The sequence below is a fragment of the Parafannyhessea sp. genome (assembly GCF_051876455.1).
Classification (GTDB): domain Bacteria; phylum Actinomycetota; class Coriobacteriia; order Coriobacteriales; family Atopobiaceae; genus Parafannyhessea.
This window is the reverse complement of record NZ_JBJEHW010000104.1, coordinates 1-14481: the sequence shown is the minus strand read 5'-3', so window position 1 is coordinate 14481 and position 14481 is coordinate 1. Positions and strand designations below refer to the sequence as shown.

The 14481-nt window shown below is 61.6% G+C and carries 16 protein-coding genes and 1 riboswitch; of the genes, 8 read left to right on the top strand and 8 right to left on the bottom strand.

Features of this window, described 5'->3' with window-relative positions; genetic code table 11:
* On the top strand, positions 1-589 hold a 589-nt coding region (locus ACI38Z_RS04880), incomplete at its 5' end, for an MBG domain-containing protein (RefSeq protein ID WP_439789066.1).
* A 1379-nt stretch (positions 590-1968) separates the two neighbouring features.
* Here the strand turns inward: ACI38Z_RS04880 and ACI38Z_RS04875 are convergent.
* Together ACI38Z_RS04875 and ACI38Z_RS04870 are read right to left on the bottom strand one after the other, a co-directional pair.
* Positions 1969-2478 carry an MBL fold metallo-hydrolase gene (locus ACI38Z_RS04875; RefSeq protein WP_439789065.1) on the bottom strand — a complete coding sequence of 170 codons (510 nt, stop codon included), beginning with the start codon at positions 2476-2478 and terminating at the stop codon, positions 1969-1971.
* The gene (locus tag ACI38Z_RS04870) at positions 2453-2770 is read right to left on the bottom strand and encodes a DMT family transporter (RefSeq protein WP_439789064.1); all 318 of its coding nucleotides are present in this window, start codon (positions 2768-2770) and stop codon (positions 2453-2455) included. The genes ACI38Z_RS04875 and ACI38Z_RS04870 overlap by 26 nt, the downstream gene beginning before the upstream one ends.
* Positions 2771-2801: 31 nt before the next feature.
* Positions 2802-2866, bottom strand: a riboswitch (guanidine-III (ykkC-III) riboswitch).
* Positions 2867-2949: 83 nt separating this feature from the next.
* Here ACI38Z_RS04870 and ACI38Z_RS04865 point away from each other — a divergent pair.
* Positions 2950-3090 carry a hypothetical protein gene (locus ACI38Z_RS04865; protein WP_439789067.1) on the top strand — a complete coding sequence of 47 codons (141 nt, stop codon included), beginning with the start codon at positions 2950-2952 and terminating at the stop codon, positions 3088-3090.
* 106 nt (positions 3091-3196) lie between these two features.
* Here ACI38Z_RS04865 and ACI38Z_RS04860 read toward each other — a convergent pair whose 3' ends face one another.
* Together ACI38Z_RS04860 and ACI38Z_RS04855 are read right to left on the bottom strand one after the other, a co-directional pair.
* Positions 3197-3595, bottom strand: coding sequence for a putative toxin-antitoxin system toxin component, PIN family (locus tag ACI38Z_RS04860; RefSeq protein WP_439789063.1), 399 nt, complete (start codon positions 3593-3595; stop codon positions 3197-3199).
* Positions 3592-3858, bottom strand: a complete 267-nt coding sequence (locus ACI38Z_RS04855; protein WP_439789061.1) for an AbrB/MazE/SpoVT family DNA-binding domain-containing protein — start codon at positions 3856-3858, stop codon at positions 3592-3594. Before ACI38Z_RS04855 ends, ACI38Z_RS04860 begins: the two co-directional genes overlap by 4 nt.
* A gap of 261 nt (positions 3859-4119) precedes the next feature.
* Here ACI38Z_RS04855 and ACI38Z_RS04850 point away from each other — a divergent pair, with 261 nt between their 5' ends.
* Positions 4120-5334: a nuclease-related domain-containing protein gene (locus tag ACI38Z_RS04850; protein WP_439789060.1), complete on the top strand. Its 1215-nt coding sequence runs from the start codon at positions 4120-4122 to the stop codon at positions 5332-5334.
* Positions 5335-5485: 151 nt separating this feature from the next.
* Here ACI38Z_RS04850 and ACI38Z_RS04845 read toward each other — a convergent pair whose 3' ends face one another.
* Both ACI38Z_RS04845 and ACI38Z_RS04840 read right to left on the bottom strand, forming a co-directional pair.
* Entirely contained in the window at positions 5486-6721 is a 1236-nt protein-coding gene (locus ACI38Z_RS04845; protein ID WP_439789059.1) for a type II toxin-antitoxin system HipA family toxin, read from the bottom strand.
* A complete protein-coding gene (locus tag ACI38Z_RS04840; RefSeq protein ID WP_439789058.1) occupies positions 6718-7017 on the bottom strand; it encodes a helix-turn-helix domain-containing protein in 300 nt (99 codons plus the stop codon). The genes ACI38Z_RS04845 and ACI38Z_RS04840 overlap by 4 nt, the downstream gene beginning before the upstream one ends.
* A 307-nt stretch (positions 7018-7324) precedes the next feature.
* Between ACI38Z_RS04840 and ACI38Z_RS04835 the strand changes: the two genes are divergently transcribed.
* The 4 genes from ACI38Z_RS04835 to ACI38Z_RS04820 all read left to right on the top strand — a co-directional run bounded on the left by ACI38Z_RS04835 (position 7325) and on the right by ACI38Z_RS04820 (position 12414).
* Positions 7325-10234 carry an InlB B-repeat-containing protein gene (locus tag ACI38Z_RS04835; protein ID WP_439789057.1) on the top strand — a complete coding sequence of 970 codons (2910 nt, stop codon included), beginning with the start codon at positions 7325-7327 and terminating at the stop codon, positions 10232-10234.
* 163 nt (positions 10235-10397) lie between these two features.
* On the top strand, positions 10398-11057 hold the full coding sequence (locus ACI38Z_RS04830; RefSeq protein WP_439789056.1) for an HAD family hydrolase: 660 nt from the start codon (positions 10398-10400) through the stop codon (positions 11055-11057).
* A 75-nt stretch (positions 11058-11132) separates the two neighbouring features.
* The gene (locus ACI38Z_RS04825) at positions 11133-11489 is read left to right on the top strand and encodes a hypothetical protein (RefSeq protein ID WP_439789055.1); all 357 of its coding nucleotides are present in this window, start codon (positions 11133-11135) and stop codon (positions 11487-11489) included.
* A 175-nt stretch (positions 11490-11664) separates the two neighbouring features.
* The gene (locus ACI38Z_RS04820; RefSeq protein WP_439789054.1) at positions 11665-12414 is read left to right on the top strand and encodes an SDR family NAD(P)-dependent oxidoreductase; all 750 of its coding nucleotides are present in this window, start codon (positions 11665-11667) and stop codon (positions 12412-12414) included.
* 70 nt (positions 12415-12484) lie between these two features.
* On the opposite strand, the gene ACI38Z_RS04815 is transcribed toward ACI38Z_RS04820, so the two are convergent.
* Together ACI38Z_RS04815 and ACI38Z_RS04810 are read right to left on the bottom strand one after the other, a co-directional pair.
* Positions 12485-12784, bottom strand: coding sequence for a hypothetical protein (locus ACI38Z_RS04815; RefSeq protein WP_439789053.1), 300 nt, complete (start codon positions 12782-12784; stop codon positions 12485-12487).
* An 88-nt stretch (positions 12785-12872) separates the two neighbouring features.
* Positions 12873-13373 (bottom strand): LysR family transcriptional regulator, encoded by a 501-nt coding sequence (locus ACI38Z_RS04810; RefSeq protein ID WP_439789052.1) that lies wholly within the window; start codon positions 13371-13373, stop codon positions 12873-12875.
* A 210-nt stretch (positions 13374-13583) separates the two neighbouring features.
* On the opposite strand from ACI38Z_RS04810, the gene ACI38Z_RS04805 reads away from it, so the two are divergent.
* Complete coding sequence (locus ACI38Z_RS04805) at positions 13584-14333, top strand: SDR family NAD(P)-dependent oxidoreductase (protein ID WP_439789051.1); 750 nt, start codon at positions 13584-13586, stop codon at positions 14331-14333.
* Positions 14334-14481: the final 148 nt, after the last annotated feature.

Sequence of the window (14481 nt, the reverse complement as noted above, 5' to 3'; positions counted from 1 at the left end):
GTCCAGCGCCACCGTCACGCATGTCTCGGACGGCGAGGTCAAGGCCACGGCCGACAGGCTCTTAATCGTCAACGAGCTGGGGGAGGACGTCACTGACAAGCTCAACATCACCTATGTGGATGGCACGATCTCGATAGTCCCGCGCCGGCTTGCCGTCTTCACCTCTAGCGGAACCAAGATCTATGACGGAACGCCGCTCGCGGCTGTCAAGGGTGCCAAGCTTGAGGGCCTGGTCCCGGGAGAGACTGCCAAGCTCGTCGCCACGGGGTCCCAGACCGATGCTGGCTCCAGCTCCAACACGTACCAAATCCAGTGGGGTACGGCGAATGCTGACGACTACCAGGTATCCGAATCGCTCGGCACGCTCACGGTCACTGCATCTGGCAGTGACAATGCCGTCAAGGACAGCCAGACGGCGAGTACCATCGCCTCCAACGGCAGCTCGGCCGCTCGTGGCGCCGCGCAGGCGGGTGGTACTCCTAACACCGGCGACAATACCGCAGTCATGGCGATTGCGGGGATTGCTGTCGCAGGCGCCGCTCTGATTGCTCTTGCGCTCCGTCTGCGTCTCAAGAAGAGCAAGCGATAAGAGCTTCGACACGCTGGCTCGCACGAGCCTGTAAGTCACGGGTGCCCGGAAGCTGTTCCGGGCACCCGTTCTTTCGTGGGCGCGGCACCGTGTTGCAGGTGTAGGGAAGCAACCTACATTCGCAACATGAGGCATTCGAAAAACAGTGAGAAGATATTCGAGTTCTCTGAGTCAGAGGGCATCTTCACTACGGTCCCGGCAGTTCGTGTGGGCATCCCACGTGACGAGGTGACGTTCGAGCTGGGTCTCCTGCTGTACGCTCGTCCTTCGCCTTCCTGACCACGGTGTTTGACAACTGACTCTAACGCGCCATGATGGAACCAGACAAAAACCCTCCTGGTTTTGCGGGGCGGGGTCGTGACGAGCGGTCCTGCCCTATTTTTCTTCTCGGGCCCCTTGGCGTTTCAGACCATGCAAACGGACTTGGCTCAAGGGCATTCGCTACCCGGCGGTATCGCTCAACCCAAAGAGAGTTGCTGCTCCTATATCGCTCAGGGAGCACCGTGGCGCCCATCCCTTAGGCCTTGGAGCAAGAAACAAGGTAGAGGCAACTCTGACCTTCCCGAGGGGAAGGACACAGACAGGGGCACGGTCATCTGGGATGCCAGGAAGAGTGACGCTAGGATTGGTAAGCCCGCAGCAAGTGATGAGTTCACCCAGTACGCCCGCCATCTTATGAAGAGGCTCCGCGATGAGTTTACGGAGAGCGGCGTGCTCCCGAAGAGCGGCCAGGTAGCCTGGTACTAGCTGCGTTGCGATAGACCACGGTGCGTATCCCTGAGGATCGATGGCTTGGACTATCGCATAGCATGGCCTCTCGCTGCGCAACGGCAAGCCGATTTTGCTGGCCAACGCGGACAAACACCTGAAAGGCATTGCTATCGCGTGTTCCAAGGTGCCGGTCTTCGGCATGGCAGTAGTATCGTTCGCGCACTCTAAAATTGACACATGGCGCCCTTTAGAAAGCCTGGCTGCATGGGATGCGCGCGGCAAAAATTAGGCGGAGGTGCTCGCGCGTCCCCGCCACATAAAACCCAATCGGGTTTTGCGATCTATATTCACAATACCCATTCAGAACCAGCGGTCAACCAGCTCGGCGAGGGATTCATGGCAGTCTACGCGGCGTCGTCAATGGATGTGAAGCGCGGCGTGTCGGCAATCCACTTCCATCGGCTCCTCTGCCGCACGTCGGCCCCTACCGCACCTGCCAGGGAAGTACTGGATCGTCACGTTGCCCTCGCGCACCTCAAGGTGCTCCCACAGAAGTCCCCCGCCATTCGGTGCACTCCGCTGACCCTTCCCGCGAGGATGTAGCGGCAGGTGCGGGCGACCTGAGCCGGCATGCCCCTTCCCATGGGCAGGACGTTCCTCTCGACTCCCTAGGCAACATGCCCAAAGTAGTGCCTGTCGTAGCGAGTCCCCAAGGCGCTCGGTCTTCTCCGCCGTCGCAATCGTGGCCGAGAGGGTGTTTTTACAGGGTCGGCGTTGTCCTCCAGGGAGAGCAGAATCGTGTGCCAGCATGCGTCGCCGGAGAACAGTATCCTCTCGCGAACATCCAGAAAGCTGATGCCACCTGCTGTGTGCCCCGGCGTCTCGTAGACCAAGACGTCGCGGTCTCCCAGCCGGATGACGTCTCCCTCGCGGAGGGGCCTCAGGGATGGGGGAGTGGCAAACTCCCGAAGGTCTTCGTCGGTCAGGCGGTAGAGCCCGTCGCACACGCCCATCATCGTGTGGAGGCACTCCCTCCTCGCGCTTATGGATACGGCGAGCGCCTTGTCCCAGTCTGCTGGGTGCATGGCAACCTCGTCGAAGAAGCCCATGCTGCTCGCATGGTCAAAGTGCCCGTGCGTGATGGCTGCCTCCCTACGCGGAGGTGAGCTTGAGGCCAATCACGCAGGCAACCAGCCCACAGACAAAGACGACCTGCAGCGGCGTGGCGCCCTCCCCGCCGACGATGGCGGAATAGGCAAAGGTCAGCGTCGCCCCGATGCCAACCCACACCGAGTACGCCACGCCTAGGGGAATGTCCCTCACGGCGTGCGAGAGCCCCAACATGCTCAGGGCCATGGCGACAAAGAAGACGATTGTGGGGATGGGGCGCGAAAACCCCGTGGACTTGTCGAGGGCGGCAGCCCACACGCACTCGAGGATGCCGGAACCAACGAGAATTGCCCAAGACATGGTGAAACCTCCTGACGAGAGGAAAGCGGATGTACTGCCGTCTTTTCCTTCCTGGTACGGCAGTGCTCGTCAGGATCCGTGGTCATCGGATGCGGGCATTCTACCATGGCTTGTCGGTTGCGGAGGTGTGGGTTGTTGGTCTGGCCTAAGGTTCCGAGAGATGCCTACATGGTAACTGGATCGAGGAGTCCGGCCTCGTTGTCTCTCAGGTGGCGGACTTCAAGAACGGCCGCGTCACGGCATTCATGACCTGGCCGGGCAAGGACGCGCGTGGGGGGCCGAGTAGAGCTCCTGTACAAGGGGACGCTGACCGTGCTTGAGAGCTGACGGCAGAGCATGGCGCACGTAGGCACAAGGATAACTCAACCACGGTGGTGTCTGGGGTGGCAGGACTAGTTTGCGATTACTGCCTGAATGCGAGCGTAACTATAGATATCTCTCGCAAAACTCAGTCGCCGTGACAATTTCTACGTCTTCAAATTTGCCCAGCGTAAACAGGTCTTTATCCCCGCTTACAATATGGATGGCATGGGCGTCTATCGCACAGCCAAGGAACTTGTCATCGTCTGGGTCGCGACAAATCTCGACCTTCCTCTGAGGTTTGACGAAGGAAAGCTGTGCTTCGAATGGCGCGAGAATATCTCTGCGAAGGTGCCCTTGCTTTCGCGAGATCATCTCTTCAATGACTTCTTGGTATTCGTCCACAATCTCTGGTGTAGCAAAGGCGGCTATTCTTCCGTCCACAACGGCTTCGAGTATCTCACGAGGCTTCCCGCCAAAGAACGTGCCGGAGATTACAACATTGGTGTCGATGACGACCCTCATGAGCGTTTCCTCGCACGCACAGCTGTGATGGCATCATTGACGTCCGACTCTCGATAGCCGACGGACTTAGCCCAAGCCTGGGCCTCGTCAAGATGAGATTTGAAGTCCTCTTCCTTCGGCATTTCGATTTTCTTAAGCATGATTACATCTCCAGCGGTGTAGACGGCAAGGTGGTCTCCGCTCTTAATTGAGAGGTTCTTGCGCAGTTTCGCAGGGAGCACGACCTGACCCTTAGATGATACGGTGAGGACTTCTGAGCTCATGACTACCTCCCATGTAAGAATTGCTTACGTTCATTCTACCCCATGTGACAAAGAGGATTATCCGGGACCACAACGGTCTTCCTCAGAAGATTGCAATCGGCCATACCTGACCGTGCCTGTGATACCAAGCTAAAGCGGCTTCATACGTGCGGCTAACCCCAACAGCTCGTCGCTTCTAGCGACAATTGCTGGCTAATTTATGTCGCGTCTCAATCGTATATTCGGGCCATCCGTTGGCGATAGAAAGGCGGGCGGTCATGGGTGGCAAGAAGAAGCCCCGAACACGGTTTACCTGCTGGAACTGCGGAAAAAGCGGTGCCTCTCAAGTTCAGTGGGCAGGCATGTCCCAGCTGCGGTGCGCCGCTGACGGCGCGAGCGTACGACGCGCGCGCACGAGAGCTTGCCACGCAGCGGCATAAAGTCGAGCGCGAGCTCGACGGGCTCAGGGTTCAGCTTGATAAGGAAACCAAGAAAAACGATCGGTGGGGAATCATCAAGAAGCTCCCGTTCTTGCCGTCGCGTCGCACCATCTCGGAGCTCACGCCTCAAATCCAGGGGCTCAAGGAGAAAATCGCAAAGCTCGCTCGCAAGGCTCGTTTTGGTCCGGATCGCTATTACGCGAGCGAGTGGTTCCGACAGTCGCGTTGCTTTCTGCTGGACGATACGCCCGATCCGCGCGTCAAGTCAGGCAACCCCTTCAAGACTGCCTGCTACGACCAAAACGGCACCTTCTATATAGTTCCAGATGGAAGCAACACCTGGAAGCGCGGCGCGTACGGAGAGTACGTCGTGTTCAGCCTCCTCGACGATGCGATTGCGGCGGGTGCGTTTGGCCATGCGCGCCTCTTGTGGCATCTCTACATTCCCGCGAGGCAACGACTGCGGGCCAGCCAGGTGAATGGTCTCGAATGCACAGACGAGTTAGACATTGTGCTTCTCACAAACCGCGGGTTGTACTCGATAGAGGTCAAGAGCCTGCACAGTTCGATAGTGGTACAGCTTGACAACTACCGCGAGGCCTATTGCGTCATCGCCACTCCCGTCATTACGGATGGGCAGCACCAAGCTGAGAAGAGCGTAGTCGACAAGGGGGTCGACCAGAACGCTGCTCACGTGAGGTCGCTGAGAGAGGAGCTGTTGGGTATCGTGCCATCGCAGTGCATCTTCAACGTGACAACGTATGCGAACCACTGTGGCTTTGAGATGCAGGTACCCCAAGGGCTTCAATGCGCCTACATTGCTTCGACGGCCGATTGCCCGGAGAACATAGTCAAAGTCATTCGCGGCATTGAGCAGAAAGAGAAAGCCGTCTGGATTGATTCCCAGGTAGACAAGCTTGCCGACCGGCTGAGCGTTGACTATGGCGACCCCGATGGCTCCAAGCGTACGGAACACGCAAAGACGTTGGCCGCAGCTCGTGTGACTCCTGCCAATCTGCCCCAGCACCGTAAGAAACGTGTGGACAAGCCCCAATAGCCCAAGACGAAGTCGCATTCAAAGTACCAGAGTCGCAGATCCCGGTTCATGGAGGAAGACGTCCGGGCTTACCTCAAAGGAGGGTTCGACGACTAGCGAGCAGATATGGGGCACGAATGAATGAGACAAAGGGACAGTCCCTTTGTCTCATTCAGAGCGCTGCCGCATCCAGGTTCGAGATGCCCTGGGCAAATCCAGGCTCCATTGCCTTGATTGACGCGTCCGAGATGCCCTGCTGCCTGGCGACCACCTGCCAGCCCCGTAGCACCGTCGCCAGCCTGCGGGCGTAGCCCCTCGCCTCGTCTCCGCCCACGCGGAAGTAGTCCGAAACCTCGATGGCGATTCGCGCGTCGGCCTCGGGCCTCCCAAAGTCCAGTGCGGTAGCGAGGTACTTCTCGCCCCCACCCCTAGTTGGGTTCACGTCGAACGCCGGCGAGAGTGTCCACCCGTTTGCCTCGTGCAGGAAGCCGTAGTTGCGAAGGTGATTGTCCGTGTTTCCCACGGCGCACGAGAAGATCGCGCGGCGCCAGAGCTCGGGCAGGTCGCGCTCAGGGTCGCTGCCGCACTCCTCGACGAACTCGGCGAGCTCCAGGTACGTGTACGCGCCACCGTCGCTTCCCTGGACCGCCGAGAGGCCGCTGATGTAGGGGATCCTTTTGGACCCGTCTCGGTCGAACCTCTCCATGAGGAGCACGGAGCGGCCCCCTATGCGGAGCAGGCGCGACCTTGGGACCGAGATGCCCGCCCGCCCCATCAGGGTGAGCATGGCCTGCTCCCAGGCCTCCGAGTCCGCAAAAGCGTCTTCGGTGGACTTTGGGAACTTCGCTATGCAGAGCGTGCCGCCCTCCGTCCTCACCGACGCCTTTGGGCGTGCGCCACCCAGGCTCGATCCCGCGTCAATCAGTTCGCGCACATCGGCGTCGAGGTCGGAGGAAGCCAGGTCGGAGGCGTCGAGAAGCATCGGTATGTCAACCTCCCGGGGGACGCCGGTCTCCGGCCTCGCAACCGCAGTGCCGTCTGCGTCCCATATGCGTAGGGCGCCCTGGCGCGTCTCGTCGCTTGCCCCCGCGAGGAAGTCCGCCTCGAAGAGGGTGCGCTCCGTGCGCTCGTCCCGCCGTGCGGAGAGGCGTTCGGAGCGCAGAAGTAGGTTCCTGCCCCAGCGGTCAGGCATGGCGTCCTCGAACGCGCGGAGCGACTTGAGGCCCGCGGAATGGAAGGTGCCCGCCCCAAGGGGCATGTCCGGGGAGAGCGAGAAGGCCCTCGGGTCCAGGAGGTAGCTGGCGTCGTAGGAGAAGGTCGCGGTCTCTACGCCATGCCGCACGCTCTGGAAGAGGGTGCCGCACGAAAGGTCCTGTCCGTCTATCTGTACAGTGACGCGGTAGTTCATGGCTTCCTGATCCTTAGTGGCGTGTCCTCCTCGGCGCGTGCGCGGCCGATGCCTGTGTTCAGCGGGTTGGTCGCCTCGACCACGCAGTCGAGCAGGCCAAGCGCGCGAGCGACGCGAAGGAAGTTCTCGAGCGAGCCGGACCCCGTGTTCAGCATCTTGCTTACGGTTGGGGCGGAGAGGTTCGTCCTGTTCGCAAGCAGCTCGACGCTGATGCGCTGCTGGCGCCTGGCAAGGCTGAGGTTGTCGGCGACCTGGCGCATGGCGTGTGCGACCGGTATTGGCGTTCTTCCAGCCATGATGCTCCTAAAAGAAAGAAACATTAACGTTAATCCCAATTATAGTGGCAAATCTTTATGCAATGCAAAGAATATGGGCCGTGGTTCTCGCATCTCGTACCCCGCAGACAGAGAGCTAGATATGCTGAGTGCCCCTGTCGATAGGTGACCACGCGAGGCGCAGCATGATGGTTTTGACCCCGTCACTGTCTCTCTGGTCATGGACAACGTTGTTTGGGTCACACATTGATATCTTAAAGCGCCCTTGGGCCTATGGTCGGAACTGGCTATGTAGGCCATTTCAAACTTAGGTATGGAGCGTGGTCCCATGGAGAGCAACGAGAGGCATGTCCGTCCGGGCGCGAGGGGAAGGGGAGCCGTGTGGGCGTCGCTCGCGCTCGCGGCCGGGCTCGCGGCGGCGCCCGGCGTGGCGCTCGCCGACGAGGCCGGCGCGCAGGGCGCGGCGGCTGCGGACCAGGCGCAGGCTGCTGCGACGGCGACAACGACGGCGACCAGCCAGCAGCAGGGCGTGGTTGCGGCCAGCCAGACGCAGACGGCTACCCCTGACGCGAGCGAGAAGGGCGGAGCCTCCGACCAGGCGACCGCCGACGGCTCGTCCCAGCAGCAGGCGACGGCTGACGCGACGCAGGAGCAGCAGGCGCCCGCGGCGTCGTCCGACAGGGGCACCTACGAGCAGGCCGGGCTCCACTCCCTCACCGTCACCTACGTGGACGCCGACGGCAGCCAGATCGCCCCGGCGCACCGCGAGGCGCTCGCGGACGGCGAGTCCTACGCCGTCGAGAGCCCCGCCGTGGGCGGCTACGAGCTCGCCGACGCGTCGCAGGCCACGGTGTCGGGCACGGTGGCGAAGGGCTCGGGCGACGTGTCGGTCACTGTGAGGTACCGCTCCACCCTCGTCACCTACACCGTGGTCCACGAGCGCCAGGTCGGCCCCAGGTCGAGCGAGTACCGCGTCTCCGAGACCGAGACGCTCACGGCGCCCTCGGGGACGAGGGTCACCGCCGCCCCCAGGTCCTACGACAACTACACCTGCGCCACGGGCGCCGAGGGCCGCACCGCCGAGGTCACCCCGGACGGCAGGGCGACCATCGTCATAAGGTACGACGTGGTCGTCCCCACCTACGGCGTCTACTTCTCCACCAACGGCACCTACGTCGCGCCGCAGACGGGCAGGACGGGCGACGCCGTCGCCAGGCCGGCAGACCCCACGCGCGCGGGCTACGCGTTCGCCGGCTGGGACACCGACGGCGACGGGGCGGCCGACGCCCTGCCCACCGCGATCCCGGACCACGACGTGACCGCCACCGCCCTCTGGGCCCCCGCGCAGGCCACCTACCTGGTGAAGTACTGGGGCGAGGACGAGGGGGACGACTCCTCCACGTACAAGTACCACCTGCTCAGGACCGACACCCTTACCGGCAAGACGGACTCCGCGGTCCCTACCGCCATCAAGCTCGACACCTCCAAGGGCGCGACGTACCAGTGGTACCAGTACGCCCGCGAGGACCAGGGCGTCAGGGTCGCCGGCGACGGCACCACCGTGCTCAACGTCTACTACGACTGGAAGAAGGTCAAGGTCTACTTCAGGTCGCAGCTGGATGGAATCGGCGACTATTCGAAGCTGCCTGATGTCATCGAACCGATGGAGGTTAAGGTCTACGGCTCCGTCGAGCTCCCAAGCGAAAAGGCCCTGGAGGTCTATAGGGCTAACGGAGGCAAGAGAAGGAGCTTCGACGATTGGAGGGAGTTGCCCTCCTGGACGAACGTCACTTGGTCCGAGACGAGGATTGATCCAAAAAACATATCATGGCGTGCGGACAGAAGCCTTGAGTTCTATTTTCGTGCGGAGTTCACTGACTCGCAGATGTACTCCAATTTCGAGACGTCGGTCTATCAGAATGTGGATGGAAAGACCTATCCGGAGCCACGCTTTGCCAAGTCGACAAATCATGATGCGCACCCCTCGTATTACGTGGAGTACGAGGAGGGCGGGTTTAGATTGTCCGCATGGCGCACCTCAACGAACCACTGGGATGGCAAGAACCAGGATGACATCTCCTGGAATGAATGGCATGTCATCACTCCAAGCGATGTCAGAAATGGCTATGTAGAGACGCCGTCGCTTTATGTCCCCAAGGCTAACGTCTTCGAGTTCAAGTACGACCGCATCCCCTACGACGTCACGTACTACTCGGAGGGCAAGGTCGTCGAGACGAGGACCCAGCTCTACGGCACCAAGATAGACGTCTCCGCGGCGGCCGCGCCCGAGGCCCCCGAGGGCATGGTCTTCGCCGGCTGGTACACTGCCTCTGACTTCTCCGGCGACCCCGTGACGTCGCTCACCATGCCCGAGGGCGGCGTGCACCTCTACGCGCGCTGGAAGCGCCCGGACGTGCACGTGACGTTCGACGCCGCGGGCGGCTCGGCGGTCGCGGCCGAGACCGTGGCGTGGGGCGGCAAGGCGACGCGCCCCTCCGACCCCGTGCGCGAGGGCTACGAGTTCGGCGGCTGGTACTACCAGGGGACGGGCTCCTCGACCCCGGCTCCCTTCCCGTTCGACCTGGCGCTGCAGGCCGACGCGCGCCTGGTGGCCGCGTGGAGGTCGACCAACACGCCCACGACCTACACGGTGCGCCACGTGCTCGCAGACGGCACCGTGCTCTTCGAGGAGACCCTGCCCGGCACGGTGGGCCAGACCGTGAGCGCGCTCGCGCTGGCGAAGGGCGACGCCAGGAGGCTGGGCCACGCCTACGCGAGCGCATCGGGCGCGACGATCGACCTCGCCTCCGATGCCTCCCAGAACGTCATAACCTTCACGTACTCCGACGACGCGTCCCACGCCTACGTCGTCCACCTCTGGGACGAGGCGACGGGGCTCCCCGTCGCGGCGGACGTGAGCTTCGACTCCGTCGAGGCCCTGCTCGACTACCTGGCGCCCCAGGTGCCGGGATACCACGTCCTCTTCGGCGGCAAGGGCTACCTCAGCACCCGCGACGGCGGCCAGGAGCTCGCGTTCTGGTACGAGAGGGACCCCGAGCCGGCCGCGACGGCCGAGCCCTCCGCGCCCGCCAACCAGGCGTCGTACGAGCCGCGCCACATGGCGGCCGTGCCCTCCACGGGCGACGAAACGTCGCCTGCCGCGCCCGCCGCGGCCGGCGCCCTCGGGCTCGGGGTCGCGGCCCTCGGCGCGCTCCTGCGCAGGAGGCGCGAGGACTAGCTGACGTCCCGCAGGCACGCACCCAACGGCCCCGTCGGCGCGCACCCGCACCCGGCGGGGCCTTTCGTGAGACTAATGAGACAAAGGGACAGTCCCCTTGTCTCATTCTTCTTGGTATCGTAGGTTTGCCTGAGGCTGCAATTGCATTGCATAGGAGGCTCCCATGCTCGAGGCGGCGATATTCGATCTTGATGGTCTGATGTTCGACACCGAGCCAATCTGGGTCTCGGCATGGGACCCGGCGTTCAAAGGGCAGGGGCTGGAGCTCAAGCCTGGCCTTGTGCAGCGCTTCTTTGGCATGAGCCAGCCTCGCATAGAGGAACTTGTTGCCCAGGCATATGACAACGACCCTCGCGCAATCACGGCCGTTCGCGAACACGTGCGCATTGGCATAGAGGAGATGCTTGCGCACGGCGCTCCAAAGAAGCCCGGTCTCGATGAGCTTCTCGCACTGCTTGCCGAGAAGAACGTTCCCTGCGCGGTCGCCTCCGCGTCCCCTAGGACCCTTGTGGAGTCTCACCTTCGCAAGGGCGGGGTAGACACGTACTTCTCGGCTGTTATTGCTGGCGATGATGGCTTGCTGTCAAAGCCCGCGCCCGACGTGTTTCTTGAGGCGGCGCGTCGTCTCAATGCTGCGCCGGCGAGCTCGCTTGTGCTTGAGGACAGCCCCAATGGCATCCGCGCGGCTTCTGCCGGGGGCTTTCTCTCGGTAATGGTTCCAGACATGATTGCCCCTACGCCCGAGACGCGCAGCCTTGCGACGTGCGTCTGCAGCTCGTTGCTCGACGTCCGCGACCTTATTGCCAACGAGGAGCTTGGGTAAAAATTCTTGGCATGTTAGACCGCTTCTTTCTGGGTAGGCTCCCTGGTTGATGGCCAACGTGGGGAGATGTTCCAGATGACTGAGCTGAGACGGACGAATATGTCGGTGGCGGCAGCGTGGACGGCGGTTGCTCTCGCCATTGGCGGCGCACTCATGCTGTATCCGATTGGTGCGCCTGCTCTCAACTGCGCATTTGTCATCGTAAAGATCCTTATGGTCTCGGGTCTTCTCGTCTATATCTTCTCTGGCAAGCCAAGGGTGGGCTTTGTCCTCTGGGCTGTTGCCAGCGTGTTCGCTGTGGTCATGACAGCAATCAAGTGGGGCTCGGAAATGTCTCCCACCACATGGGACGTCTTTCTCTACCTTGGAAGCATGGTCGTTGACCTTGGCATGCCGGCGCTTGTTCATCACCTTTCGAAGAGCAAAGCCTAGCTGGGTTGCGGCTCACCAACATGTTTGTATGCAAGCGCTGAAGTTGGTTGCCCGTTAACCATTTGCGGCGCGCCTGTAGCCGCTCACGTAAAGCAAGAGAATAAATCGATTTATCAATCTTCCTACGGGTAGGGGTCTTAGTGTGTTTGGGCTCTACAACTGTTGGGAGGAAATCATGTTTGAAATCAAGGGTAAGACAGCGGTTGTGACTGGTGGCACCTCGGGCATTGGCCTGGCCACCGCAAAGGCCTTCCTCGAGAAGGGCGCGAAGGTTGTTATCGCCGGCCGTAACGAGGAGCATGGCGCCAAGGCACTTGAGGAACTCAAGGCGGTATCCCCTGATGTTGTCTTCCACAAGACCGATACCAGCGATCCTGCACAGGTCAAAGATCTCATCGACTTTGCTGTGAAGACATACGGCTCGGTCGACATCATGTACAACAACGCCGGCATCGCCAACTTCCTCCCCGTTGACCAGATGAGCGACGAGGACTTCAACAAGCTCATCTCCATCAACCTCACCGGCGTGTTCTACGGTATCAAGTACGCGGCGCTTCAGATGGAGAAGCAGGGCCACGGCGGTGCCATTGTGAGCACGTCCTCCATTGAGGGCACCATTGGCGATCCCAACCTGCCCTCCTACAACGCCGCCAAGGGTGGCGTGAACCTGCTCACCCAGTCCGCTGCTCTGGCGCTTGCCAAGTACAACATCCGCGTTAACACCGTGAACCCCGGTTACATCTACACCGGCATGATCAACGAGAAGACGATGGGCGAGGATGGCATGAAGCGACTCGTGTCCCTGCATCCGCTGGGACGCCTTGGCAAGGCCGAGGAGATTGCCCACGGCGTGGTGTTCCTCGTCGAGAATGAGTTCACCACCGGCACGCACCTCTACATCGACGGTGGCTACACCGCACAGTAAAGCGAAGCGGAAACCGATTAATTGCCCTCCGGCTCACATTGGCGCTGGAGGGCTTTTCTCGTGTCAGCAATCACAGAATGTTCGCGAAGGCGCATGCGGCAGCGTTGCGCTGATCGTAGGCAACGACCATGTCGCCGCCTGTGAGCTTGCAACCAACGAGCGGCACGCGGACAATCTCGTTGGGAACCTGCTCTTCAGGCAGTCCCACGTCGATGGCGCTCAGGCAGAGATACCTACCCGTGCACACGAGCAGGACCATCTCGGCATGCGTGCCCACGTAGGTCATGTCCCGTGCGTTGCATCCAACGGAGACCAGATAGCGGGCCATGGCGTGGTAGCTCCGCATATCGTTGCTGGTGAAGAGTGCCATACGCTGGCCCACTAGATTGGCCGGCGTGCAGGAGGTGCGACGCGCAAAGGGGTGGCAAGTGCCGGCCAACACGCAATAGCGCATGCGCCTAAAGACGCGCAAAGACGCGCACGCCCACCGCTTCCTGGGGGTGGGCGTTCTCCTCGAGCGTTATTGCCGCGTCTATCCTTCCGCGGCGAATCTCGTCGCAGGGGTCTGCCAGGCCAGATATCTCGGTGAATGAGAAGTCTGCCTCCGGGTGCTCCCGTGCCATGCGGGAGACCGCCGGGGCTAGGAGCGCGAGGGGAGTCGTGGGCAGGTATCCAACGCGCAGCGGTGTCGAGGTGCCTGTCCTAATGCCATCCATCTCGCGGATCGTCTCGTCTCGCAGTCGCAGCGCTTCCTCGCAGCGCGCGAGCAGCGCCTCTCCGGCCTTCGTTGGCATCACCACGCCGCCCCTTCGCTCCACGAGCCTGAGCCCCAGCTCGTCCTCCAGCCCGGCGATGCGCTTGCTGAGCGCCGACTGCGTGACAAACAGGCCCTCGGCGGCGCGAGTGTAGCTTCCCTGCCTGCAGAGAAAGACAAACGACTCCATCGACGAGAAGTCCATGTGGGTGTCCTTTCCGGTGGTAACCGTGATTTTCATCCCATATCTTATGGGAGTATTCCTTGCGGGAATGGCAAGAGTCATGCGAGCGCGACGTGTGGAATTGTCCTTCCGTCTTGTGCGGATAGCTTTGTGGGAAAAGCGTGACAGCGGTCGCGGGCTTGCGGCTGCCATGTTCGTAGATACCAACCCATCCACAGGACGGAGGTCCGCATGTTTGACATCAAGGGAAAGTCTGCCATCGTCACGGGCGGCACATCGGGCATTGGGCTTTCCACAGCGCAGGCGCTTCTCGCAAAGGGAGCGAAGGTCGTGGTGGCCGGACGCAATCCCCAGCGCGGCGAGAAGGCCGTGGAGGAGCTCTCCAAGACGTCGCCGGAGGTCGCGTTCTGCCAGACCGATACGTCTGACGAGAAGAGCGTGAAGGACCTTGTCGACTTTGCCGTCGAGCGGTTTGGCTCGCTCGATATCATGGTCAACAATGCCGGCACCGGCGCCATGGCGACGGTGGACGAGATGACGGGCGAGGATTGGCGCAAGGTCATAGACATCAACCTCACAGGCGTCTTCTACGGCATCAAGTACGCCGCCATCCAGATGAAGAAGCAGGGCCACGGCGGCGCCATTGTGAGCACGTCCTCCATCGAGGGCGCGGTTGGCGACCCGCTCATCCCCTCGTACTGCGCTGCGAAGGGCGGCGTGAACCTGCTCACCAAGTCCTCTGCGCTCGCGCTGGCAAAGGACGGCATCCGCGTGAGCACGGTGAACCCGGGCTACGTGGACACGCCCCTTGTGAGCGCCGAGCTCATTGGCCAGGAGCGTCACGACGCGCTTCTCGCCATGCATCCGCTTGGACGCTTCGCAAAGCCCGAGGAGATCGCGCATGCCGTGGTGTTCCTTGTCGAGAACGAATTTGTGACGGGCACGCAGCTCTACGTGGACGGCGGCTACACTGCCCAGTAGCGCCTTGGATATTCCTCCCACTGGCGGCCCCTTGGCATCAGCCTTGCCAAGGGGCCTTTTTCATGAGGTCCCTTCTGCCCTTCCACACAGAGGCACTTACTGACCACGCCCGAACGAATTCGTTACGCTCGTGCTCCTTGGCAACTTG